This window comes from Streptomyces kanasensis, from assembly GCF_043077165.1.
GTDB classification, from domain to species: domain Bacteria; phylum Actinomycetota; class Actinomycetes; order Streptomycetales; family Streptomycetaceae; genus Streptomyces; species Streptomyces changanensis.
Genome location: NZ_JBIBSF010000001.1, coordinates 652317 through 673530, shown reverse-complemented (window position 1 = coordinate 673530; position 21214 = coordinate 652317). Strand labels below are relative to the sequence as shown.

The 21214-nt window shown below is 74.0% G+C and carries 18 protein-coding genes; 11 read left to right on the top strand and 7 right to left on the bottom strand.

The genetic code is table 11. The features are described from left to right. Positions 1-4: 4 nt before the first annotated feature. From ACF053_RS02945 to ACF053_RS02930, 4 genes are read right to left on the bottom strand one after another with little or no spacing between them, the layout of a single operon-like run. A complete protein-coding gene (locus tag ACF053_RS02945) occupies positions 5-1876 on the bottom strand; it encodes a chorismate-binding protein (protein ID WP_391952161.1) in 1872 nt (623 codons plus the stop codon). Next, positions 1873-2496 carry an isochorismatase family protein gene (locus ACF053_RS02940; RefSeq protein ID WP_391952160.1) on the bottom strand — a complete coding sequence of 208 codons (624 nt, stop codon included), beginning with the start codon at positions 2494-2496 and terminating at the stop codon, positions 1873-1875. The genes ACF053_RS02945 and ACF053_RS02940 overlap by 4 nt, the downstream gene beginning before the upstream one ends. Positions 2497-2515: 19 nt before the next feature. Next, the gene (locus tag ACF053_RS02935) at positions 2516-3691 is read right to left on the bottom strand and encodes a 3-deoxy-7-phosphoheptulonate synthase (protein WP_391952159.1); all 1176 of its coding nucleotides are present in this window, start codon (positions 3689-3691) and stop codon (positions 2516-2518) included. A gap of 34 nt (positions 3692-3725) precedes the next feature. Further along, complete coding sequence (locus tag ACF053_RS02930; protein WP_391952158.1) at positions 3726-4214, bottom strand: PhzA/PhzB family protein; 489 nt, start codon at positions 4212-4214, stop codon at positions 3726-3728. Positions 4215-4630: 416 nt separating this feature from the next. Between ACF053_RS02930 and ACF053_RS02925 the strand changes: the two genes are divergently transcribed. From ACF053_RS02925 to ACF053_RS02890, 8 genes are all read left to right on the top strand, one after another. Continuing rightward, positions 4631-5104 carry a helix-turn-helix domain-containing protein gene (locus ACF053_RS02925; protein ID WP_391952157.1) on the top strand — a complete coding sequence of 158 codons (474 nt, stop codon included), beginning with the start codon at positions 4631-4633 and terminating at the stop codon, positions 5102-5104. Then, a complete protein-coding gene (locus tag ACF053_RS02920; RefSeq protein WP_391952156.1) occupies positions 5101-5613 on the top strand; it encodes an ImmA/IrrE family metallo-endopeptidase in 513 nt (170 codons plus the stop codon). The genes ACF053_RS02925 and ACF053_RS02920 overlap by 4 nt, the downstream gene beginning before the upstream one ends. Beyond that, positions 5610-6857: an MAB_1171c family putative transporter gene (locus ACF053_RS02915; RefSeq protein ID WP_391952155.1), complete on the top strand. Its 1248-nt coding sequence runs from the start codon at positions 5610-5612 to the stop codon at positions 6855-6857. Before ACF053_RS02920 ends, ACF053_RS02915 begins: the two co-directional genes overlap by 4 nt. Positions 6858-7349: 492 nt before the next feature. Then, entirely contained in the window at positions 7350-7778 is a 429-nt protein-coding gene (gene panD / locus ACF053_RS02910) for an aspartate 1-decarboxylase (RefSeq protein WP_391952154.1), read from the top strand. A gap of 811 nt (positions 7779-8589) precedes the next feature. Next, complete coding sequence (locus ACF053_RS02905; protein ID WP_391952153.1) at positions 8590-9894, top strand: transglycosylase family protein; 1305 nt, start codon at positions 8590-8592, stop codon at positions 9892-9894. A gap of 199 nt (positions 9895-10093) precedes the next feature. Next, complete coding sequence (locus ACF053_RS02900) at positions 10094-10975, top strand: (2Fe-2S)-binding protein (RefSeq protein ID WP_391952152.1); 882 nt, start codon at positions 10094-10096, stop codon at positions 10973-10975. 51 nt (positions 10976-11026) lie between these two features. Beyond that, positions 11027-12493, top strand: coding sequence for an SDR family NAD(P)-dependent oxidoreductase (locus tag ACF053_RS02895; protein ID WP_391952151.1), 1467 nt, complete (start codon positions 11027-11029; stop codon positions 12491-12493). Between the two features lie 282 nt (positions 12494-12775). Then, a complete protein-coding gene (locus ACF053_RS02890; protein ID WP_198549282.1) occupies positions 12776-12952 on the top strand; it encodes a hypothetical protein in 177 nt (58 codons plus the stop codon). Positions 12953-13279: 327 nt separating this feature from the next. Here the strand turns inward: ACF053_RS02890 and ACF053_RS02885 are convergent, their stop codons facing one another. Genes ACF053_RS02885 through ACF053_RS02875 form a run of 3 tightly spaced genes read right to left on the bottom strand, consistent with a single transcriptional unit; the run spans position 13280 to position 16277 of the window. After that, entirely contained in the window at positions 13280-14728 is a 1449-nt protein-coding gene (locus ACF053_RS02885) for a lipase maturation factor family protein (protein ID WP_391952150.1), read from the bottom strand. 59 nt (positions 14729-14787) lie between these two features. Next, positions 14788-15339 (bottom strand): DUF1990 family protein, encoded by a 552-nt coding sequence (locus ACF053_RS02880; RefSeq protein ID WP_391952149.1) that lies wholly within the window; start codon positions 15337-15339, stop codon positions 14788-14790. Next, positions 15336-16277, bottom strand: a complete 942-nt coding sequence (locus tag ACF053_RS02875) for a YndJ family protein (RefSeq protein ID WP_391952148.1) — start codon at positions 16275-16277, stop codon at positions 15336-15338. Before ACF053_RS02875 ends, ACF053_RS02880 begins: the two co-directional genes overlap by 4 nt. 146 nt (positions 16278-16423) lie before the next feature. Here ACF053_RS02875 and ACF053_RS02870 point away from each other — a divergent pair, with 146 nt between their 5' ends. From ACF053_RS02870 to ACF053_RS02860, 3 genes are all read left to right on the top strand, one after another. After that, positions 16424-17734: a DUF6777 domain-containing protein gene (locus tag ACF053_RS02870; protein ID WP_391952147.1), complete on the top strand. Its 1311-nt coding sequence runs from the start codon at positions 16424-16426 to the stop codon at positions 17732-17734. 108 nt (positions 17735-17842) lie between these two features. Further along, a complete protein-coding gene (locus ACF053_RS02865) occupies positions 17843-19987 on the top strand; it encodes a SpoIIE family protein phosphatase (RefSeq protein WP_391952146.1) in 2145 nt (714 codons plus the stop codon). Positions 19988-20178: 191 nt separating this feature from the next. Then, positions 20179-21039: an Fpg/Nei family DNA glycosylase gene (locus tag ACF053_RS02860; protein ID WP_391952145.1), complete on the top strand. Its 861-nt coding sequence runs from the start codon at positions 20179-20181 to the stop codon at positions 21037-21039. Positions 21040-21214: the final 175 nt, after the last annotated feature.

Genomic DNA, 21214 nt, shown 5'->3' with positions numbered 1-21214 from the left:
GTGGTCAGCGGCCGAGGGCGTCGCGCAGGGCGCGGGCCAGGATGCGCGGCCCGCCGTGGGTGAGGACGGACTCGGCGTGGAACTGCAGGGACACGAAGTGCGCGCCGCGCAGCGCGTGCACCTCCCCGGTCCGGCGGTCGCGGCTCACCTCCACCACGCCGACGCCGTCGACCTCCCGCTTGTCCTCCTGACTGCGCGCGGCGAAGGAGTTGTAGAACCCGACGCGTTCGGGTGAGCCGAACAGGTCGATCTCCTTCTGCAGCCCTTGGCTCGGGGAAGGGAGCCGGGAGACCTCGAAACCCAGCGCCATGCCGAGCACCTGGTGGCTGAGGCACACGGCGACGAAGGGCAGACCGCGCTCCAGCAGCGCACGCACCGTCCGGTGCAGGTGCGCCATCTTGGGGTGCGCGACGTCGGTCGGGTCGCCGGGGCCCGGGCCCATCACCACCACGTCGTACCCGTCGAGGGTGTGGTCCCGGTCGTACCGGTGGACCGTCACCTCGGTCCCCACCGTGCGCAGCTGGTGCGCGATCATCGCGGTGAAGGTGTCCTCCGCGTCGACGACCAGGACGCGGCAACCGGTGAGCTCCGGGCTCCGCACGGCCTGGTCGGCGGTGTCGCGCAGCCAGAAGCGAGCGAGGGTCTCGTTGCGCCGCTCCAGCTCGGCGCGGACCCGCGGATGGCCGGCGAAGCGTCCGCCGCCGCCGGCCTCCAGGGCCGACACGAGCCCGGCCGCCTTGGCGCGGGTCTCGACCACTTCGGAGGCCGGGTCGGAGTGGCGCACCAGGGTGCTGCCGACCCCGATCCGGACCCGGCCGGAGCGGTCGATGTCCGCCGTCCGGATCAGAATGGCGGAGTCCAGGGCGCGGCGCCCCCGGGCGTCGCGCCCGATCAGCGCGGCGACCCCGCTGTAGTAGCCCCGCCCCTGCGGCTCGAAGCGGTCGATGACGCGGCAGGCGCTCTCCAGCGGTGATCCGGTCACGGTCGGCGCGAACAGCGTCTCGCGCAGGATGTCGCGCACGTCCAGCTCGGTGCGGCCCTCGATGAAGTACTCCGTGTGGGCCAGGTGGGCCATCTCCTTGAGGTGCGGGCCGCTCACCCGGCCGCCCTCCTCGCAGATCCGGGCCATCATCTTCAGCTCCTCGTCGACGACCATGAACAGCTCGTCGGCCTCCTTGCGGTCGGCGAGGAAGTCCAGGACGCCCGGCAGGGCCGGGCCGCCGGCCGGGTAGCGGTAGGTGCCGCTGATCGGGTTCATCACGGCCGTGCCGCCGTCGACGCTGATGTGCCGCTCGGGCGAGGCGCCCACGAAGGTCCGCTCACCGGTGTGGATGAGGAAGGTCCAGTAGGCGCTCGTCTCCCGCTGCAGCAGACGGTTGAAGAAGGACAGCGCGCTGCGCGGCCCGTAGTCGGTGATGTCCGCGACGAACGACCGCTTGATGACGAAGTTCGCCCCTTCGCCGGTGGAGATCGCGTCATCGATCACGGAGCGGACGACCTCTTCGTAGGCGGCGTCGTCCACGTCGAAGCGGCTCCCGCTCAGCGGCGTGGGCACGTCGGGCAGGCGGGCCCGGACGGTCGCGAGGGGCAGCCGCTGCTGCCCGCCGACGTGCAGCGCGAGCAGGGGCGACCCGTCGTCGGGGGCCGGGTAGCCGCGCTCGGTGACCTGCCGGTACGGGACCACCACCAGCAGTTCGTGGGTGGAGGGCGCGGGGACCGCGGGTTCCGCCAGGGGCAGGTCGGCGAGGGAGGCGGGCGTCGACATCCACCCGACGAGCACGTCGAGAGCGTCGCGTCCCGCTGCTTCCGGGCGGTGCAGCAGCGCGTACGCCTGCGCCCGGTCCCGCAGGACGTCGTCGAGGAGGTCCTGGTTCATCCGAAGACCTCCTTCGCCGTCACGACCTTCCCGCAGCGCCCGGCGGTGTAGTCGAGCGCGAGCCGGTGGTGGTGTTCCGAGAAGTCGGCGACGGCGTCGGCGACCAGGAAGGGCTGGATGTCGTGGGTGAACGCCTCGACGGCCGTCATCAGGACGCCCACGTGGGCGTAGACCCCGCACAGGATCAGCTGGTCCCGGCCGCTGGAGCGGAGCAGGTCGAGCAGGGGGGAGTCGAAGAACGCGCTGTAGCGCCACTTGGTGAGCAGCCAGTCGCCCTCGGCGGGTGCGAGCTCGTCGACGATCTGCCGGTCGGCGGGCGCCGGGCGCATGCCGGGTCCCCAGAAGTCCTTGAGCAGGCCGCGCTGCTGCTCGGTCATGCCTCCGGGCTGTGCCGTGTAGGCGACGGGCACGCCGTGTGCGACGCACTGCCGGCGCAGGTCGGCGGCCCGCCGGACCAGCTGTCCGCGCATCCCGGACGGCAGGGGGGCCAGGAAGTAGCGCTGCATGTCGTGGACGAGCAGGACGGCGCGGTCCGCGTCGGGGGTCCAGTCCACGGAGTTGGCGGGCAGGTCGCCCGTGGTCGGCAGAGGATAGGGGTCGATCCGCGGTATACCAGGCATGACCTTCCTCGGGGGCGTGTCAGGAACTCCAGGCGGACAGCACGGAAACGGCCTGACGCGGGTTCAGGCGGGGGTCGCACAGACTCGTGTACTTGTCGCCCACGCGCCCGAGGTCGGCGTCGCGGGAGACACATTCGGTGACGTCGTCGGGCGTGGTCTCGAGGTGCAGCCCGCCGCAGACGCCCCGCTCGGCGGTCACGGCGCCCTGGAAGCGGGCCACCTCCTCGGCGATGGCCTTCACCCGGCGGGTCTTCGCCCCGCCCGGCGCCGTCACGGTGTTGCCGTGCATGGGATCGGTGAGCCAGACGACCGGGTGGCCGGCCGAGCGCACGGCCGCCACGAGCGGCGGCAGGCACTCGGCGACGCGGTCGGCTCCCATCCGCGCGATGAGGGTGAGGCGGCCCGGCTCGCGCCGGGGGTCCAACCGTTCGCACAGGGTGAGCAGTTCCGACGGCGTCACCGTGGGGCCGATCTTGCACGCCACCGGATTGCTCACCCGTGACAGGAGGGCGACGTGGGCGCCGTCGACCCGCCGGGTGCGCTCACCGATCCAGGGCCAGTGGGTGGAGCCCAGGAAGAGGCGCCCCTCGTCGTCCTCCCGGAGCATGGGCAGCTCGTAGTCGAGGAGCAGGGCCTCGTGGCTCGTCCACACCAGTGGGGCGATGAGGTCGTGGTCCGGGGCTCCGGTCCTCCAGCCGAGGTGCCCCATGATCTCCCTGGCGACCCCGTAGCCGGTCAGGACGCGTCGGGGGTCGCCACGTCTGGCCTCGGGGTCGGGTTCGGGCCCGTTCACCATGTGGCCCCGGTACGAGGGGAGTTCCAGGCCGTTCAGGGTTTCGGTGGGGCGGGAGCGGGGTTTGGTGAACTGGCCCGCGATGCGCCCGACCCGGACGACCGGCTTGGCCGTGTTCATCCGCAGCGTTCCGGCGAGCAGGTCCAGCAGGGCCGCCTTGCGCGCGACGTCGCCGTGCGCGCGTTCGCCGAAGTCCTCGGCGCAGTCGCCGGCCTGGACCACCAGGGCCTCGCCCGCGGCGACACGGGCGAGGAAGCCCCGCAGCGTGCTCAGGTCGGCCGGCCGTACGAGTGCCGGGCGGCGGGCCAGTTCCGCCCGTACCCCTTCCGCTTCCGCCGCGTCGGGCCACTCGGGTTGTTGCAGCGCTTCGCGGGCACGGATGTCACGCAGCACTTCCTGCACTGTGGTCTCCCGGAGGTGCGAAGGGACGTGCCGGTCAGGTGGGTATGCCGGCGCGCCTGACCTGCGGGACGGGGATGCCGAGCGCGCGCAGCTGCTCGAACGGGTTCATGAACTCGCGCTGGAGCTTGATCTTCCCGTTCTCCAGTTCGAACGCGTGCAGGAAGTGGTTGGCGTAGTGGCCCTCGGGATACCCCTCGAAGAGGATCTTGCCGCGTCCGTCGCACTCGACCCAGAAGCGGTTCGGGTCCTGGGTCTCGAAGATCTCGATGTTGTACCACTCCCAGTCCGGGAAGCACTTGAGGGACCACACGGCGTGCGCCGCCAGCCGGTCGCGGCCGTTGATGACGATCGGCGACCCGGTGTCGTTCGTCCACAGGCCGCCCTTGCCGTCCTTTGTGAACAGCTCGTGGCGCTTGAGCCGGTCCTGCCCCTTGGTGTTCATGTACTGCTCGACCGTCGCCCGGTTGAGCTGACGCAGCTCGGCTTCGTCGGTGTGTGCGGGCGACTGCGCGACGTCCGGCATGGTTGCCCTCCGTGTGGATGCGGTGGAAGAGGTGCGGGGGTGGCGCCGTGCTCTCGACGTGGCTGGGGGCGGCAACGCGATGACCCGCCGTCCGCGGGAGTGGGTCCGCGGGACCTCGGGTCGAGTGCCGGGGCGGGGGTCGACGTCCGTAAGGAGAGCCGGCCGGCCTGGTACACCCGTGTGGCGGACCGACCTGCGGTGCACGGCCCCCACCCGCGCGACGGGGCTTCCCCCTTCTCGTTCCTCGGGTGCCTGGAAACCCGGTGGACTCCCGGCTGCCTGCGGCCCACGCTAAGAGAGATCAAGTCGGGGTGTCAACTGGTGTAAGAGACTGTTCATGATCATCTCCACACTGGTGGAGAGCTATGCTGGGGTCCGACGTGTGGGCAGGGTCGAGGTACGAGAGAGGGGGCACCGTGACGGAACCGGCGCCCGACGCCACTCCCACTTTCGCTGATCGGCTCAACCGCCTCTTCGAGGTCGTGGCGCCGCCGGGCCGGGGGCCGTACAGCACCGACGAGGTGGCCCGCGCGATCACCGCGAACGGGGTCTCCATCTCCAGCAGTTACATCTGGCTCTTGCGCAACGGGCAGCGGAACAATCCGACGCTGCGTCATATCAGCGCGCTCGCGAAGTTCTTCGGCGTGCCGCCTGCCTACTTCTTCGACGACCAGGTGACCGAAGCGGTCGACGCCGAACTCGAACTGCTGGTCTCCCTCCGCGATGCGGGGGTCCAGCGGATCGCGCTTCGAGCGGCCGGTCTCTCCTCCGAAAGCCTGCACTCGATCAGTGACATCATCGAGCGCATCAGGGACCTCGAAGGTCTCTCCAAGGAAGACGGTAACGCCCCGAAGAATCCGCGTCCACTCTCGACGGAAGAGCTTGAATGAACCTGCGTCGACGTTGCGAAGAGATAGTTCGCCGTATCGATGGCTCCGATTCATTACCCATTGAAAAGCTCTGTGAAAAGGTGGGGTTACATACCGGCCGGCCGATCGTCCTGGAAGGGATCCCTTTCACCGGGGGATCGCCCAGCGGTGTCTGGATATCCACCGGGAAGATCGATTACATATTCCATGACAGCCGTGCCACGCCCCTGCACAGGGAACATGTCGTCGCGCATGAACTCGGGCACATCCTGTGCGACCACCGGTGCGGCGGGGAACTCACGGAGCTGTCCGCCCTCCTGATGCCCAACCTGTCGCCGGAGATGGTCACCCGGGTCCTCCACCGGGCCCGGTACGACGTCGTGGAGGAGCAGGAGGCCGAGACCATCGCCTCCCTCCTCATGTACAGGTCGAGGCGCTGCCCGAGTACGGCCTCCAGGGGCGGCGGACCCGTCCGTGACGTGATCAGACGAGTCGAGAGGACCCTGCTCCGCCGGCGGGCATCGTCGTGATCACGGTCCTGAACGCGTTCTGCGCCGTCGCGGCCACGGTCGGCCTCGGGTACATGCTGCGCGCGCTGTACCAGGACAGGGGTGACGTGGCGCTCCGCTACCTCTGCGTCGTCTTCGGGCTCTCCGTCGTCGGCTTCACCCTCCTGATCCCCGCGGTGTGGGTGGGGGTGGACGCCCTGTTCGACGCGCCCAACATCGCCGCCCTGCTGGCGGGGAACTGCGTGACGGGGCTCGTCTTCGGCCAGCAGATCGTTCTCCAGTACTGGATCCACCCGCCCGCCGAGGCCCGCCGGAGGGCCCGGAGGCGGGTCGTCCTGTGCGCCCTCGTCCTCCTCGCGATGGCCCTGTTGTTCGCCCAGCTCGACCCCTCGGTGCAGCGCCCGCGGGACTTCAGCGTCTATTACGGCCCCTCTTCCTATTACTTCACCTACCTCCTGCTCTATGTGTTCGTCTACACGAGTGGTGAGGTGCTCATCGCCCGTACCGCCTGGCGGAACGCGAAGGAGACGGACGACGTCTACCTCAGGCGCGGCCTGCGGTTCCTTTCGGTAGGTTCCTGGCTCACCCTCGGGTACAGCGCGGTCAGGATCATCAACCTCTTCGGGCCGCGCCTCGGGTTCGACCTGTCGCACCGGGACGACGTCTCCGTCGTCTTCGGGAACGCCGGAGCCCTGCTCGCCATGCTCGGTTTCACCTTCCCCGGCTGGGGGCCGCGTCTCTCACTCGTGACCCGCTGGTGCGTCAATCTGCTCAATTACCACCGTCTCTACCACCTGTGGGCGATGATGCACCGGACCGTGCCCGAGATCGCCCTCTTCCCGCCCCGCAATCGAATCCGCGACCTGGTGAAACTCACCGAACTGGAATACCGCCTCTACCGCCGGGTGATCGAGATCAGGGACGGTCAGCTCTTCCTCCTGCCCTACGCCGACTCCACGGCGGTCGACGACGCCGCGCGGTCCGCCCGGCGAGCGGGCCTGGGCAGGGACCGGATCAAGGCGGTCACCGCGGCGGTGGCGATCAGGACGGCCGTGGAGCGCAGATCACTGGGGCGACCGGGCGACGAGGGGCTGGTGCTGCATCCGTCCGTGCACGCCGCCGGCCCCGACCTGGACTGCGAGGTCGCCGAGCTCCTGCACATCGCCGGCGAGTTGCGGAGGGCGGACCTCGCGACCACCCATGGCGGGGGAACACCGGAGCAGGACCCGGCCGAGGTCCCGGGGAGAAGGGCGGACGCCGCCTGACCCCACGCCGGCCCCCACCGACCGGCGCGCCGCGAGCCGGACGCCGCGCGCCGGCTGCCGCACGACGGGCGCACAACCACCCCGTACGCGGCGGGCTTGCCCGCCGGGGCCCCGGTAGCTCCGGGAGCTCCGGGAGCTCCGGGGGCGCGGGGCGCGGGAGTGGAGCGTGCGGGGTGCGGGAGTTCCGCGGTGTGAAGCCGACCCGGAGCGGGACGGTCCGCGCTCGCCGTGCTCCTGCTCGGCATGACGTGACGGAGATCTCGGTGCGCACGCGAGGGCCGGTCCATAAGCTGATGTCCGCTCGTCCGCCGCGGCTGAGCGGAACCGGCCCGTGAGCGAGCCCCGGACCTGGCCAGGTGTCGGTGAACTCGGCGGGCGGCCGGCGACCAACGCCTGGAAGAGCGCCCACCGAGCCGGCAGTACGCCGTTGTACGCTGAGGGACAGCCCTTGACCTGCGGAAAGCGGGCAGGGAGCCGAATCAGGGAGTTCTCATGCTGCGCACCATGTTCAAGTCCAAGATCCACCGGGCGACCGTGACCCAGGCCGACCTGCACTACGTCGGCTCCGTCACGATCGACGCGGACCTCATGGACGCCGCCGACCTCCTCCCCGGCGAGCTCGTCCACATCGTCGACATCGACAACGGCGCCCGCCTGGAGACGTACGTCATCGAGGGCGAGCGCGGCTCCGGTGTCATCGGGATCAACGGCGCCGCCGCGCACCTGGTGCACCCCGGCGACCTGGTCATCCTCATCAGCTACACCCAGGTCGACGACGCCGAGGCCCGGACCCTGGTGCCGCGCGTCGTCCACGTCGACGCCGCGAACCGCATCGTCGAGCTCGGCTCCGACGCCTCCGCCCCGGTCCCGGGGACGGACACCGCGCGCAGTCCCCACGCCGTACCGGCCGCCCGGGTCTGACCCACCGCGACAGGTGGGCCCCGGTCCGGCCGACCGGGCCCGCGCGGCCAGCCGACCGGGCCCGACGGCCAGGCGACCGGCCGGACGGACAGCCGACCGATCGGTCAGTCGGTCAGTCGGCCGCGGACAGTCGACCGACCGGCAGGGCTGGTGCGCCGCATAGGCGCCCCGCCCACGGGCCGGGTGCGCGGCCGGGACGTGGCGGGCGCGTGGCCGGGACGTGGCGGACGTGCATGGTCCGGCCGTGCGGGGGAACGCGCAGCACGAGAACCCCGACCGGGAGCGACGACGACCTTTGGGGGAGGCCATGACCGAGCCCCGACCCGACCCCGTGCCGCCCATGCCGGACCCGGCACCGGCACCGCAGCCCGGGCCCGCACCGGAGCCACCCGGCCCCGGGCCCGTACCGGCCCCGCCGCCGCATCCGGCGCCCGGGCCCGTACCGACGCCCGACCCGGTGCCCCAGCCCCCCGGCCCCGACCCGGTGCCGTCACCCGACCCGGGCCCCGGACCCCTCTCCCGTCCGTGACCGGGACGACGACGCGCTGCCGGGACCCGTCCCGCGCGTGACGGTCCGCCCGGCGCCGCCGCCCCCCTCACGACCCCACCACGGGAGCGGCGCACGTACGCGACGTGCGGGTGTTCGCGTACGGCCGGATGCGCCTTCCTGCTGACGGTCCGTCTCGCCGCAGTGCCACGAGGTCACTTGAGAGACAGCCCGCGCCCCATGCGCCCTGTGCGCCCCCTTGCCACGGCTTGCCGCGCGCCCCTAGCTTGGGCTGCCGCTGACCTGTGCAAGGGGGAACCACCCATGGCCGTTCGGGGACGACACCGCCGGCACCAGCCGAGCCGTCTCAACCGCGCATCACTGACCGCGGTCGGCAGCGCCGGCATCGCGCTGCCGCTGATCGGCGCGGGCACGGCACACGCCGCGTCGGTCGACGTCTGGGAGAAGGTCGCCGCCTGCGAGTCCACCAACCGCTGGCAGGTCAACACCGGCAACGGCTACTACGGCGGGCTCCAGTTCAGCCAGTCCACCTGGCAGGCGTACGGCGGGACCCGCTACGCCCCCCGTGCCGACCTGGCCACCAAGGACCAGCAGATCGCCATCGCCGAGAAGGTGCTCAAGGGCCAGGGCCCCCGCGCCTGGCCGACCTGCTCCCAGCGGGCCGGGCTCGCGCGCGGCGGCGAGAAGCCCGACGTCACCCCCGACGGCCGCGCCGACCGCCGTGACCGGCCCGCCGCCACGCCGACCACCATCCCGAACCAGCGGCGCGAGAGCTACACGGTCGCGCGGGGCGACACCCTGTCGCGGATCGCCGCGGAGAAGCGCGTCCAGGGCGGGTGGCAGCGGCTGTACGCGCAGAACCGCGCGGTCATAGGGGGCGACCCCGACCTGATCATGCCCGGACAACGGCTGGCGCTGCGCGGCGCGCCGGGCGGTACGCAGACCGAACCGTCGGCGCGGTCGGGCAGCAAGCCCAGGACGCCGGACGCCAAGGCCGCGGCGCCGAGCACCAAGCCCAAGGCGCCGACTGCCGGACCCACCGTGAAGGCCCCGGACAAGGCGGCCCCCTCGGCGCGGCCGAAGTCCCGGCCGCGACCCCAGTCGACGGCGCAGAAGCCCGCGCCCCGGCCGGTGGCGCAGAAGCCCAAGGCGAAGCCCAGACCGCAGGCCGTGGCGAAGCCGGTCGTCGCCAAGAGCCGCACCGGCACGCTCAGTTCCCCCGTCGACGCCAGTCCGGGCACCGCCTACGGCAAGCCCGGCTCCGCCTGGTCCTCCGGCTACCACACCGGCGTCGACTTCCCGGTGCCCACCGGCACCTCCGTCCGGGCCGTCGCGACCGGCCGGGTCGTCTCCGCCGGCTGGGCGGGCGCGTACGGCTACCAGGTCGTCATCCGGCACGACGACGGCAAGTACAGCCAGTACGCCCACCTGTCCGCGCTCAGCGTCCGGGAGGGCCAGACCGTCGGCAGCGGCCAGCGCATCGCCCGCTCGGGCTCCACGGGCAACAGCAGCGGCCCGCACCTCCACTTCGAGGTGCGCACCGGCCCCGGATACGGCTCCGACGTCGACCCCCTCGCCTATCTGCGCCGCGGTGGCGTGTCCCTGTGAGGTTTCCGGCGGCCCCGTAGGGGCGAGCGGCCCCGACGCGGCCGCCGGGTCCACCTGAGCGCAACGGCGGTGCCGCGTACGGGAGTACGCGGCACGGCCGTCGCGCGGCCCGTGCCCCGTACGGGCGTACGGTGCCGTGGCGCGCACCGCTACCGTGGTCCCCGCCGGGCGGTCCGGCACGCCAGGGGAGGAGCACGGGATGGCAGCGCAGACGCGGCGGCTCACGGCCGCCGAACTACGGACCCTGAGCGACGTGGGCGGCTTCTTCGTCCTGCCCACCGCGCCCCCAGCCCCCGGTGCGTACGTCCCCCTCACCGACGCCTATGCCGCCCCGGCCGCACCCGTGGCCACCGCGGCCACGCCGCCGGACCCGACGGCCCCCGCCGTCCCCCCGTCCGTCCCGGCCACCGCGCCGGGACCCGCCGCCCCCGCCACCGGCCCCGAGGGCGGTGGCGGGGTGCCGCCGCTCGTCGCCCGGGTCGCGCGCGTCGCCGAGCGGCTGGGGGCGCCCGAGTACCGGGTCGCCGCGTCCATCGCCCAGCTGGGGCTGGCGGCGCGGCTCTGGTCGGTGACCCTGGGCTCGGCCGCCCTGTACGGCGTCGTGCCCGACGTGACGCCCGCCTCCCTGCACTGGGACCCCGCGCGCTCCACGCCCGAGGACCTCTGGTGGGCCGGGACCGTCACCCGCCCCGCTACCCCCGCCGACCTGCGGGAGGTCGTCCAGGACGGCCACCTCGTCCCGCTCGGCGAGGCCCTGCGCGCCGCCGGGCCCGTCTCCGCCCGGCTGCTGTGGGGGAACGCCGGCTCGGCGCTCGGCGGCGCCGTGCGCGAGCTGACGGGCTGGGCCCGCCGCCACGGCCGCCCGGAGGTGGCCGGGCGCGCCGCGGAGCTGGCCGCGGGGCTGCTGGACCACCCCGACCTCGGCGGCGCCCTCGACGGGCCCGGGCTGCGGCGGCGCACCTGCTGCCTGTACTACCGCTGCCCCGGTGGGGGACTGTGCGGCGACTGCGTCTTCGACCGGCCCCCGCGACGGACCGCGGCGGGGGGCCCGGGTTTGGCGGCGGGGCGGTCGGCTCCGTAGAGTGCCCCTTTTGAGACGTGGCAAACGAGTGATCGAGGAACGGCAGCGGCCATGACGGTGACAGAAGAGAACCAGGCGTACGGGCCGGGCATCGACCCCGAGCGCCTGGCCGTCTGCCTGAGCGTGCTGGAGGAGCTGGACGAGCTCGACGTCGACCACCCCGACGCGATCACCGTGCGGCGGGCCACGGCCGGCATCTACCGCTCGGTCAAGCAGCGCCGCCGCCAGGAGCGCCGGGCCGCCAAGACCGCCCACGACCGCGCGGTGACCGAGGCGACCGCGACCGGCTCCGCCGAACGCATCGACGACGAGACGCAGGGCCTGCTGCCCAGCTCGTCCGTGGCGGGCGAGGTCGCCGGCATACTCCAGCGCCCCCGGTCCTGCTACATCTGCAAGACCCGGTACGTGCAGGTCGACGCGTTCTACCACCAGCTGTGCCCGTCGTGCGCGACCGAGAACCGGGCCCGCCGCGACGCCCGCACCGACCTGACGGGCCGCCGCGCGCTCCTCACCGGCGGCCGCGCCAAGATCGGCATGTACATCGCGCTGCGCCTGCTGCGGGACGGCGCGCACACCACGGTCACGACGCGGTTCCCGAACGACGCGATCCGCCGCTTCAAGGCCCAGCCCGACAGCGACCAGTGGATCCACCGGCTGAAGATCGTCGGGATCGACCTGCGCGACCCGGCGCAGGTCGTCGCGCTCGCCGACTCCGTCGCGGCGGCCGGCCCCCTGGACATCCTGATCAACAACGCCGCCCAGACCGTCCGCCGCTCCCGCAGGGCGTACAGCGAGCTGCTCGGCGCCGAGTCGGCGCCGCTGCCCGCGGGCGAGCTGCCCGCCTCCGAGGTCATCGGCACGTTCGGCAGCGGCGCGGTCGACAGCGTGGCCGCCCTGCCCTCCGCGCGCGGAGGCGACGGCCTCAGCGCCCGGGACGTCACGGAGCTGGCCCTCGTCAGCGGCTCGGCGACGCCGGCGCGGATCGCCGCGGGCACCGCCATCGACGCGGGTGGCCTCGTGCCGGACCTGGCGCCGGTCAACAGCTGGATCCAGACCGTCGAGGCCGTCGACCCGGTCGAGCTGCTCGAGGTCCAGCTGTGCAACTCCACGGCGCCGTTCATCCTGATCAGCCGCCTCCGCGCGGCGATGGCGGCCTCCCCGGCCCGCCGCAAGTACGTGGTGAACGTCTCGGCGATGGAGGGCGTCTTCAGCCGCGGCTACAAGGGCGCCGGCCACCCGCACACCAACATGGCGAAGGCCGCGCTCAACATGCTGACGCGCACCAGCGCCCAGGAGATGTTCGAGACGGACGGCATCCTGATGACGGCCGTCGACACCGGCTGGATCACCGACGAGCGCCCGCACCCCGACAAGATGCGGCTCGCCGAGGCCGGCTTCCACGCCCCGCTCGACCTGGTCGACGGCGCCGCCCGGGTCTACGACCCGGTCGTGCGCGGCGAGGCCGGCGAGGACCTGTACGGCTGCTTCCTGAAGGACTACGCGCCCGGCAAGTGGTGACCGGCCGAACGGCCCAGAGCGACATCGACACGGAGTGCCCCGAACGGGGCACTCCGTGTCGCTCTGTCCGGAAGTCGACGGTGTGACGCGTTCCATCGAGCGGAGGCGCGCTCATGTGGTTACTCTGAGGCGAACGGTCGGCTGACGGGGATCCACGAAAACCCCTCGGGCCGACCTGGGGACCGGCCTGCCACCTGGGTCGCGGCCCACCCCGGAGACCGGCGCCACCGCGACCGAACGGCAGAACACGATCCATAGGTTCGCGACACTAAGGAGTGCGCGGTGACACCAGAAACCACCAAGCGGGAGCCCTCGGCGGGGTTCCCCGAACGGTCCCCCCGGTCCACCCGGTCGGATGAGCTCGGCAGCCTGGAGGTGTGGGCCCGCTCCGCACCGATCCGCCTGGCGGGGTACGAGGACGACCTCGCGGAGCCGCACATCCTGCCCGGCATCGACTGAGCCGGCATCCACCGAGCCGGCGACCGAGCCGGCCGTCGACGGCAACCCCCGTCCCGGCCGAGTCCGGTACCGGCCGCACCCGGCGTCGACCGGGCCCGGTACCGACGCGGCCGTGGCACCGGAAGCGCGGCAGCCCCGTGCCCCCGCCCGTGACGGCGGGGGCACGGGGCTGTCCCGTCCGGCGCCGACACGGGAGAGCGGACCGGACGGGCCTGCCACCGAAGGGGCAGACGGGCGGGCCGAACGGCATCGGCATCCGCTCGACCCGCCGCACTGCCGCTGAAAGGTAGCGGACACCGCCCTCACCGACCAGCTTTGACCAGCGCTTCACGGAGCGCGCCCGCGCCGGCTGCCCGTCCGGGACCCCAGCCGCGTCGGCGGCAGGTACTCGCGCACGAGCGTGCGGTGCCACCAGGCGCCCGTCGTCCGCAGCTCGCGCCAGGTGGTGAAGCGGTAGCGGTACAGGCGCGCCCGCACCAGCGCCGGCGGACCGTCGGGGAAGGGGTTGTGGCGCAGCAGCCGCAGGGTGTCGCGGTCCCCGTCGAGGAGCCGCTCGACGAACGGGCCGAACCACCCGGCCGCGTACGCCGGGGAGAGCGCGGCGAACCACATCATCCAGTCCAGCCGCAGGTGGTACGGGGCGAACTGGCGCGGCGGCCGCCGCACGTCGCCCGGCTTCCCGCGGAACCCGTACTCCCGCCACACCGTCCCCTCGCGGGCCGTGGGCTCGTCGGTGCCCTCGACCACGATCTCGTACCGGACGCGGCCGACGGTGCCGAAGGCGCCGTAGGTGTTGACGAGGTGGAGGGGGTCGAAGGAGCGGTTCATCGCCTGGCGCCGCGAGAGGAGGTTGCGCACCGGGCGGACGCTGAGCGCGAGGACCAGCACGGTCACGGCGACCACCAGCACGCCGTACCAGAGCGGCGGCTCGGGCAACCGCGGCGGAGCGGCGACGAGGGAGCCGTCCACGGCGGAGAGGGCCAGGACGATGGTGATCCAGTTCAGCCAGGCGAAGTTGCCGGAGGCGACGAGCCACAGCTGGGTCAGGACGACGAGCCCGGCCGCGACGGTCGCCACCGGTTGGGGGGTGAACAGCAGCACGGGGACGGCCAGCTGCGTGACGTGGTTCGCCGCCGCCTCCACCTTGTGCAGCGGTCGCGGCAGGTGGTGGAAGAACCAGCTGAGCGGGCCGGGCATGGGCTGCGTCTCGTGGTGGTGGTACAGGCAGGTCAGGTCGCGCCAGCAGCGGTCGCCGCGCAGTTTGATCAGACCCGCGCCGAACTCGACGCGGAACAGCAGCCAGCGCAGCAGCCACATGAGGAGGACCGGGGGCGCGGTGCGGTCGTTGCCGAGGAAGATCGCCAGGAAGCCCGCCTCCAGCAGCAGGGACTCCCAGCCGAACCCGTACCAGGTCTGGCCCACGTTGACGATCGACAGGTACAGCCCCCACAGCACCGCCCACAGGAGCATGGCGACGGCCAGTGGCACCGCGTCGCCCGCGCCGGCCGCCAGCGCCAGCGCGAGGGCCGCGCCGGTCCAGGCGCAGAGCGCGAAGAAGCGGTCCGAGTAGTGCAGACGGAAGAGGCTCGGCGCCCGGCGCGCCGGCACCCGGCGCAGGAAGTCCGGTACCGGCAGCATGCCCCGCTCGCCGATGAGCGCCCGGAACTGCAGGGCGGCGCACGCGAACGCCACCAGGTAGACCAGGGCGAGGCCCCGCTGGAAGGCCAGGCGGCCCAGCCAGTGGTCGGACGAGGCGAACCAGGGGAACCACTCCATCCCCTCCAGTATCAGCCGCGCGCGGCCTCCCCACGTCGGCACGCGCGCGACCTCACGCGTCAGCCGCGCGCGACCTTCCGCAGCGTCCGGCCGAGGCGGCGCGCGTACCACCGCTGGGCCACCGGTACGAGCGGTCCCGCCAGACGGGTGTACCAACGGGCCGGGCGGCTGAACGCGGTGACCACGAACCACACCGTCCCGTCGGAGCGCAGCTCGACGACGAACGCCTCCTCGCCGCACTCGGGGTGCCCGGCGAGCGTGCCGTACGCGAAGCCGACGCGCCGCTCCTCGGACACGGTCCGGACGACCTCGCACGGGACGGCGTACACGAACCGTCCCACGCCCACCGCCACCCGCAGGCGCACGCCGGGGGCCGCGCGGACCGCGTCCGTGTGGACCCGGGCGCCGGACGCGCGGTGCATCCGCCAGGTGGTGACCGCCGTGCCCGCCGCCTCGAAGGCGGCCCGGCCGTGGCCGATCGGCTCGCGGTGGCGCAGGTGGTGGTAGCCCTCGGGGAGGACGGCGGACGAGGTCGCGCCGACCTCGGGGTAGGTGAGGCCGGGCGGCGGGCCGTCGGGGGTGGTGCCGGTGCTGCGGACGAGCCGGGTCATTCGGGGACCTCCTGGGGGTCCGGGGCCGCGGTGGCGGGGGTGTGGACGGGCGGGTGGGCCGGGGCGCGCGGGCGGCGGGGCGCGGGTCCCGAGGCGTCGTGACCTGTCCGCGGCTGATGTCCCGGGGCGCCGGTGAGGCGCCGCCAGGCCAGCAGCGAGCAGAGGGCGAAGCCCAGGGCGTTGGCCACGCCGTGGGTCGCCGCCATCCACGCCAGGCTCGGGTGCGGCCACCCGGTCGCCTCGCCGAGCGCCCAGCTCAGCGCCAGCAGCATGGTCGCCACGAGGACGGCCGCGGAGACGGCGAGCAGCGCGCCGGTGAGCCGGTCCCGGACACGGGTCCGCACGTCCCGCCAGGTGAGCAGCCCCACCGCCCACATCCCGGCGGTCAGTACGACGGCGCCCGCGAGCTCGGCCCAGTCGTCGACGAAGTACCCCAGGAGGACCAGGAGCGTGCCGAGGGGGACGCTCAGCGCCGCGAAGGCGCTCAGCGGACGGTCCCCGGTGGCGGCCCGGACCAGCCCGGCGACGAGCGCGGCGGCGAAGCCGGCGAAGTGGAAGTGGGGCACGGTCAGGTCGAGGATCGCCAGGTCGAACCCGAAGAGCGGGTGGCCCAGGCGCTCGGCGACCAGGGCGGTCGCGGCGACCGCCGGGCTCACCAGGGCCGTCAGCAGCGCCACCTCGCCGGGCGCCAGGGACCGGGTCCGCGCCAGCCGGCGGGGCGCGGCCGCCGCCAGGAGGAGGGTGCCCGCCGCGTAGCAGCCCGCGAGGGCCGTGGCGAGCGCGCCGCGCGGCAACCACAGGGAAGCGGCGCCCGGGACCGCGAACAGCGGCCACAGCCGGCAGGCGAGCGCCGTCTCCGGCGCCGCCACCAGGCGCAGACCCAGGGGGACCACCACGAGCATGCCGAGGACCACGACCAGGTCCACCAGTACGGTCACCGCGCCACCCCTCTCCGGGACTTGAACGTGTTCAACCAGCAGTCAGCCTAGTGGTCGGAGTTGAACATGTTCAAGTCCACGGGTGGCGGGTGGACCGGCCACGGCAGGCCCACCCCGGTTGCGGCGCGCCCGCAGGTCCGGCAGACATGGAGGAACGTGTCCGGTCGACTCCTGGGAAGGGCGGGATGCACGTGCCGTCACCCACACGCCGCTTCCCCGCGGCACGCCCGCGGCGACCCGTCGCCCTCGCCGCGGCGGCCGTCGCGGGACTCCTCGCCGCCGGCTGCGGCGCCGACGACGGCGGCGCGTCCGCGCCCGGCGTCCCCCTCGCCACCGATCGCGTCCCCCTCCTCCAGCAGGCCGCCGCGCCCGGCCCGGACCCCTTCACCGCCTCGACCTCCCTCACCGCGGACGTCGTCCCCGGCGGCTCGCCGTCCCCCACCGCGCCCGCCACGCCCGGCGGCCCCGGCGGCCCCTCGGCCGCGGTCCCGGGCCCGGAGGAGCCGCTGCGCACCGTCGACGGCGCGACGCCCGGTCTGTACGGGGGCACCCACTCGCTGCCCAGTTGCGACGTCGAGCAGCAGACGCGCTTCCTCACCGCCGACAAGGCGAAGGCCCGCGCCTTCGCCCAGGCGGCCGGGGTCACACCGGCCGGCCTCGGCGCCTGGCTGCGCGACCTGACGCCGGTCATGCTGCGCGCCGACACCCGCGTGACCGGCCACGGGTACCGGAACGGCGCGGCCGTACCGTACGAGGCCGTGCTCCAGACGGGCAGCGCCGTGCTGGTGGACCGGTACGGGGCGCCCCGCGTGCGCTGTGCCTGCGGCAACCCGCTGCGCACACCGGCCGACCCGCGGCGTCCGTCGGCCCACCGGGGACAGGCGTGGCCCGGGTACCGCGCCGACCGCGTCGTGCTCATCGGCCCCACTCGGCAGGCCCTGGACCGGCTCGTCCTGGTGAACGTCCTCAACGACACCTGGCTCGAACGCCCGACCGGCAGCCGCGGCGAGCGCGACCGCAAGCCCGAGGTGCCCCCCGCGTACGAGCCGCGCGAGCGCCACGTCGCCGACGGCCCGCCGCCGGACGGCACCGTGCCGGAGGGCGCGTCGCCGGACGGGACGCCGCCGGGGGCCGGCGTACGGCCCTCCGTCCCGCCGGCGCCGGTCGCGCCCGAGGCGCCCGGCACCCCGGAGGCGCCCCCGCCGCCACCCGGTGAGGGTGACGTGCCGCCGGACGGTACGGTGCCCGACGCCCCTCAGCCGGACGGCGTCGCGCCCGACGGCGTCGCGCCCGAGGGGGAGGCCCCGCCCGACGAGGCGGCCCCACCGGACGGGACGGGCGACGGGGCGGGCGAGGTGCCGGAGGTGTCACCGGACGTGCCGCCCGACGCGGCGCCGCCCGAGGCCGGACCGCCCGACGCGCCCTTCGACCCCGACGTCCCCGACGGGCCGTACTGAGGTGGGGTCCCGGCTCCGCCGACCGGCCGGGGAACAGGAGGAACGATCCCTCCGTCCCGAGGTTCCGTTGAGGTCGATAAAACCGACAAATGATGGCAGAGTGGCTCCATGGTTGATCCGGCAGCGGATGCCCTGTCGCTTCCCGAGGACTGGCCCGCCCACCCGGATCTGAGCCTGTCCCTCAACCGCATGGGCAGCTTCGACTGGGACCTCGACACCGGGCTGATGCACATGGACGAGGTCGCCCTCGACGTGTTCCAGACGGACCCCGCCGAGTACGACGGCAGACCGGAGAGCCTCGGCCGGCGGGTCCCGCCCAGTGAGTCGGTCCGCCTCGACGGCATGGTCGCGCAGGCCCTGAAGAACGGCAGCAGCCACTACGGCGCCTACTTCCGCATCCGCACGCGCGAGGGCGGACTGCGGTGGACCCACACCCAGGGGTTCATCCGGCGCGACGCGACCGGGCGCCCCCACCGCATCATCGGCATCGTCCGCGACGCCACGCAGGAGCTCGCCGAGTCGACCACCCGGCTGGAGGTCGACGCCGAGCGCCGCCGCCAGACCAGCGTCGTCGAGTCCACCACCGCGGCGCTCGCCCACGCCCGCACCGTCCAGGACGTCATCGACGTGCTCAAGGACTCCCAGGGGCTGGAACACCTCGGCGCGACCAGCGTCGTCATGGGGCTGCTGGAGGCCGGCCGCATCCACCTCGTCGCCGACGGCCCCGAGGACTCCTTCGTCCCCGGCACCCGCTACACGCGCGTGGACGAGGAGTACCCCATGAGCGAGGTCGTCCGGACCCTCGCGCCCCGCTTCATCGAGTCACCCGAGGACTTCGCCACCTCGTACCCCGTCCTCTGGCCCCACATCACCCACCTCGGCATCACGTCCGCCGCGTACCTGCCGCTCATCGCCCAGGCACGCCCCATCGGCGCCATGGGGCTGCTGTACAGCGACAAGAACGGCTTCACCCCCGACGAGCGCAACGTCCTCGTCGCCCTCGGCAGCAGCATCGCCCAGAGCCTCCAGCGCGCCATGCTCTTCGAGCAGGAGCACGACCTCGCCGAGGGCCTGCAGCAGGCCATGCTCCCGCGGCGCATCCCGGAGATCCCCGGAGCGCAGGTCGCCGTCCGCTACCGCGCCGCGCGCCTGGGCCGCGACGTCGGGGGCGACTGGTACGACGTCATCCCGCTGCCCGGCGGCCGCGTCGGCGCGGTCATCGGCGACGTCCAGGGGCACGACACGCACGCGGCGGCCGTGATGGGCCAGCTGCGCATCGTCCTGCGCGCGTACGCCGCCGAGGGCCACACCCCGGCCACCGTCATGGCGCGCGCCTCGGTCTTCCTCCGCGACCTGGACACCGACCGCTTCGCCACCTGCACCTACATGGAGGTCGACCTCGCCACGGGCGTCGTCCAGGTGGTCCGGGCGGGGCACGTCGACCCGCTGCTGCGGGACACCGACGGCAGCTGCCGTCGGGTGCCGGTGCAGGGCGCCCTCCCGCTGGGGCTGTCCGCCGAGTTCGGCGCGCTCGACTACCCCGTGAGCGTCATCGAACTGGACCCGGGGCAGACCCTCGTGCTGTACACCGACGGCCTGGTCGAGGAGCCCGGCTCCGACCTGGACGAGGGCATGCAGTGGCTCACCGCCCTCGTCCGCAACGGGCCCGCCGACCTCCAGGAGCTCGCCGACCTCCTGTGCGACGTGGTCGACGAGCGCGGCGGCGACGACGACGTGGCGATCCTGCTGCTGCGCCGCCGCGGCGGCTACACCCCGCAGAGCGGCGGCAGGCTCCAGCAGCACGTCGCCCAGAACGACCCCGAGGCGCTGCGCTCCGCCCGCCACATGATCCACGCCGCCGTACGCGCCTGGGGCGGCCGGGAGCGGGCCGACGAGATCCAGCTGGCCGCCGACGAACTGGTCACCAACGCCCTGCTGCACACCGACGGCGGCGCCATCGTCACCCTGCGGATGCTCACCGGCCCCGAGCGGCGGCTCCGCCTCGAGGTCGAGGACCGCTCCAGCGCCCTGCCCCGCCGCCGGGACACCGGCACGGAGGGCGTGTCGGGCCGCGGCCTGCTGCTCGTGGACCAGCTGGCGGACGTGTGGGGCGTCGAGTCGCGGGGTGGCGGGAAGTGCGTCTGGTGCGAGTTCGCCCTGCCGGAGCGGTTCGCCGGCGACGGCGGCGCGCGGCGGGACCCGGGGACGGCGGGGCGGCGGCGCTCGGGGATGTGGCAGCCCAGGGAGGACTGACGCCGGAACGGGGACGGCCCGGGGGAGCGCCGGGGCCGGGGCGTCGGGAACGGGGGTTCCCGGGACGGGGCGGAGCCGTGAGCGCCCGGGGCCGGGGGAGTCGGGGCCGGGGATGCCGGGAACGGGGGCGCCCGTGCACCCGCGGACCGTTCGGTGAGGCGCGCCGCCCCCTCCTGCGGCAGGCTGGGACCATGCCCGAACTGCCCGAGGTCGAAGCGCTCCGCGAGTTCCTCGACGCCCACCTGGTCGGCAAGGAGATCACCCGCGTCCTGCCCGTCGCGATCAGCGTGCTGAAGACGTACGACCCGCCGCTCGACGCCCTCGTCGGCGCCACCGTCACCGCCGTCGGCCGGCACGGCAAGTACCTCGACGTCACCGCGGGCGGCCTGCACCTCCTCGTCCACCTCGCCCGTGCCGGCTGGCTCCAGTGGCGGGACGACCTGCCGACCACCCCGCCCCGCCCGGGCAAGGGGCCGCTCGCCCTGCGCGTCGCGCTGAGCGGCGGCGACGGCTTCGACCTGACCGAAGCGGGCACCACCAAGCGGCTGGCCGTGCACCTCGTCCGCGACCCCGCCGAGGTGCCCGGCGTCGCCCGGCTCGGCCCCGACCCGCTCGCCGGGGACTTCGACCGCGACGCGTTCGCCGCGCTCCTGGCGGGAGAGCGCCGGCAGGTCAAGGGCGCCCTCCGCGACCAGGGCCTCGTGGCGGGCATCGGCAACGCCTACAGCGACGAGATCCTGCACGCCGCCCGCATGTCGCCCTTCAAGCCGGTCCACCACCTCACCGACGACGACGTCACCACGCTCTACGAGGCGCTGCGCACCACCCTCGCCGACGCCGTCACCCGCTCCCGCGGCATCGAGGCGGGCAGGCTCAAGGCGGAGAAGAAGAGCGGGCTGCGCGTGCACGGGAGGACCGGCGAGCCCTGCCCGGTGTGCGGCGACACCATCCGCGAGGTCTCGTTCAGCGACTCCTCGCTCCAGTACTGCCCGACCTGCCAGACGGGCGGCAAGCCCCTGGCCGACCGCCGCCTGTCCCGCCTGCTGAAGTAGCCCGCCCGAGCCGCCACCACCGCGCGTCCGCGCCCGGGCACCGGCGCCGCCGGGGGACCCGGACGGGCACGGCGGCGCGGACGCGCCCGCCCTGCCCCGCGCGGCCGCCGCGCGCCGTACCACCACCGCACAGCGGCCACGCGCCGTGCCGTGCCCGCCCGCGGCCCGCCGCCAG

Excerpts from the sequence above, each read along its gene's own strand:
- ACF053_RS02860 (WP_391952145.1), top strand. The coding sequence starts at position 20,179 with ATGCCCGAACTGCCCGAGGTCGAAGCGCTCCGCGAGTTCCTCGACGCC.
- ACF053_RS02945 (WP_391952161.1), bottom strand. The coding sequence starts at position 1,876 with ATGAACCAGGACCTCCTCGACGACGTCCTGCGGGACCGGGCGCAGGCG.
- ACF053_RS02920 (WP_391952156.1), top strand. The coding sequence starts at position 5,101 with ATGAACCTGCGTCGACGTTGCGAAGAGATAGTTCGCCGTATCGATGGC.
- ACF053_RS02865 (WP_391952146.1), top strand. The coding sequence starts at position 17,843 with ATGGTTGATCCGGCAGCGGATGCCCTGTCGCTTCCCGAGGACTGGCCC.
- ACF053_RS02885 (WP_391952150.1), bottom strand. The coding sequence starts at position 14,728 with ATGGAGTGGTTCCCCTGGTTCGCCTCGTCCGACCACTGGCTGGGCCGC.
- ACF053_RS02905 (WP_391952153.1), top strand. The coding sequence starts at position 8,590 with ATGGCCGTTCGGGGACGACACCGCCGGCACCAGCCGAGCCGTCTCAAC.
- ACF053_RS02880 (WP_391952149.1), bottom strand. The coding sequence starts at position 15,339 with ATGACCCGGCTCGTCCGCAGCACCGGCACCACCCCCGACGGCCCGCCG.
- ACF053_RS02900 (WP_391952152.1), top strand. The coding sequence starts at position 10,094 with ATGGCAGCGCAGACGCGGCGGCTCACGGCCGCCGAACTACGGACCCTG.
- ACF053_RS02870 (WP_391952147.1), top strand. The coding sequence starts at position 16,424 with ATGGAGGAACGTGTCCGGTCGACTCCTGGGAAGGGCGGGATGCACGTG.
- panD (WP_391952154.1), top strand. The coding sequence starts at position 7,350 with ATGCTGCGCACCATGTTCAAGTCCAAGATCCACCGGGCGACCGTGACC.
- ACF053_RS02930 (WP_391952158.1), bottom strand. The coding sequence starts at position 4,214 with ATGCCGGACGTCGCGCAGTCGCCCGCACACACCGACGAAGCCGAGCTG.
- ACF053_RS02895 (WP_391952151.1), top strand. The coding sequence starts at position 11,027 with ATGACGGTGACAGAAGAGAACCAGGCGTACGGGCCGGGCATCGACCCC.
- ACF053_RS02940 (WP_391952160.1), bottom strand. The coding sequence starts at position 2,496 with ATGCCTGGTATACCGCGGATCGACCCCTATCCTCTGCCGACCACGGGC.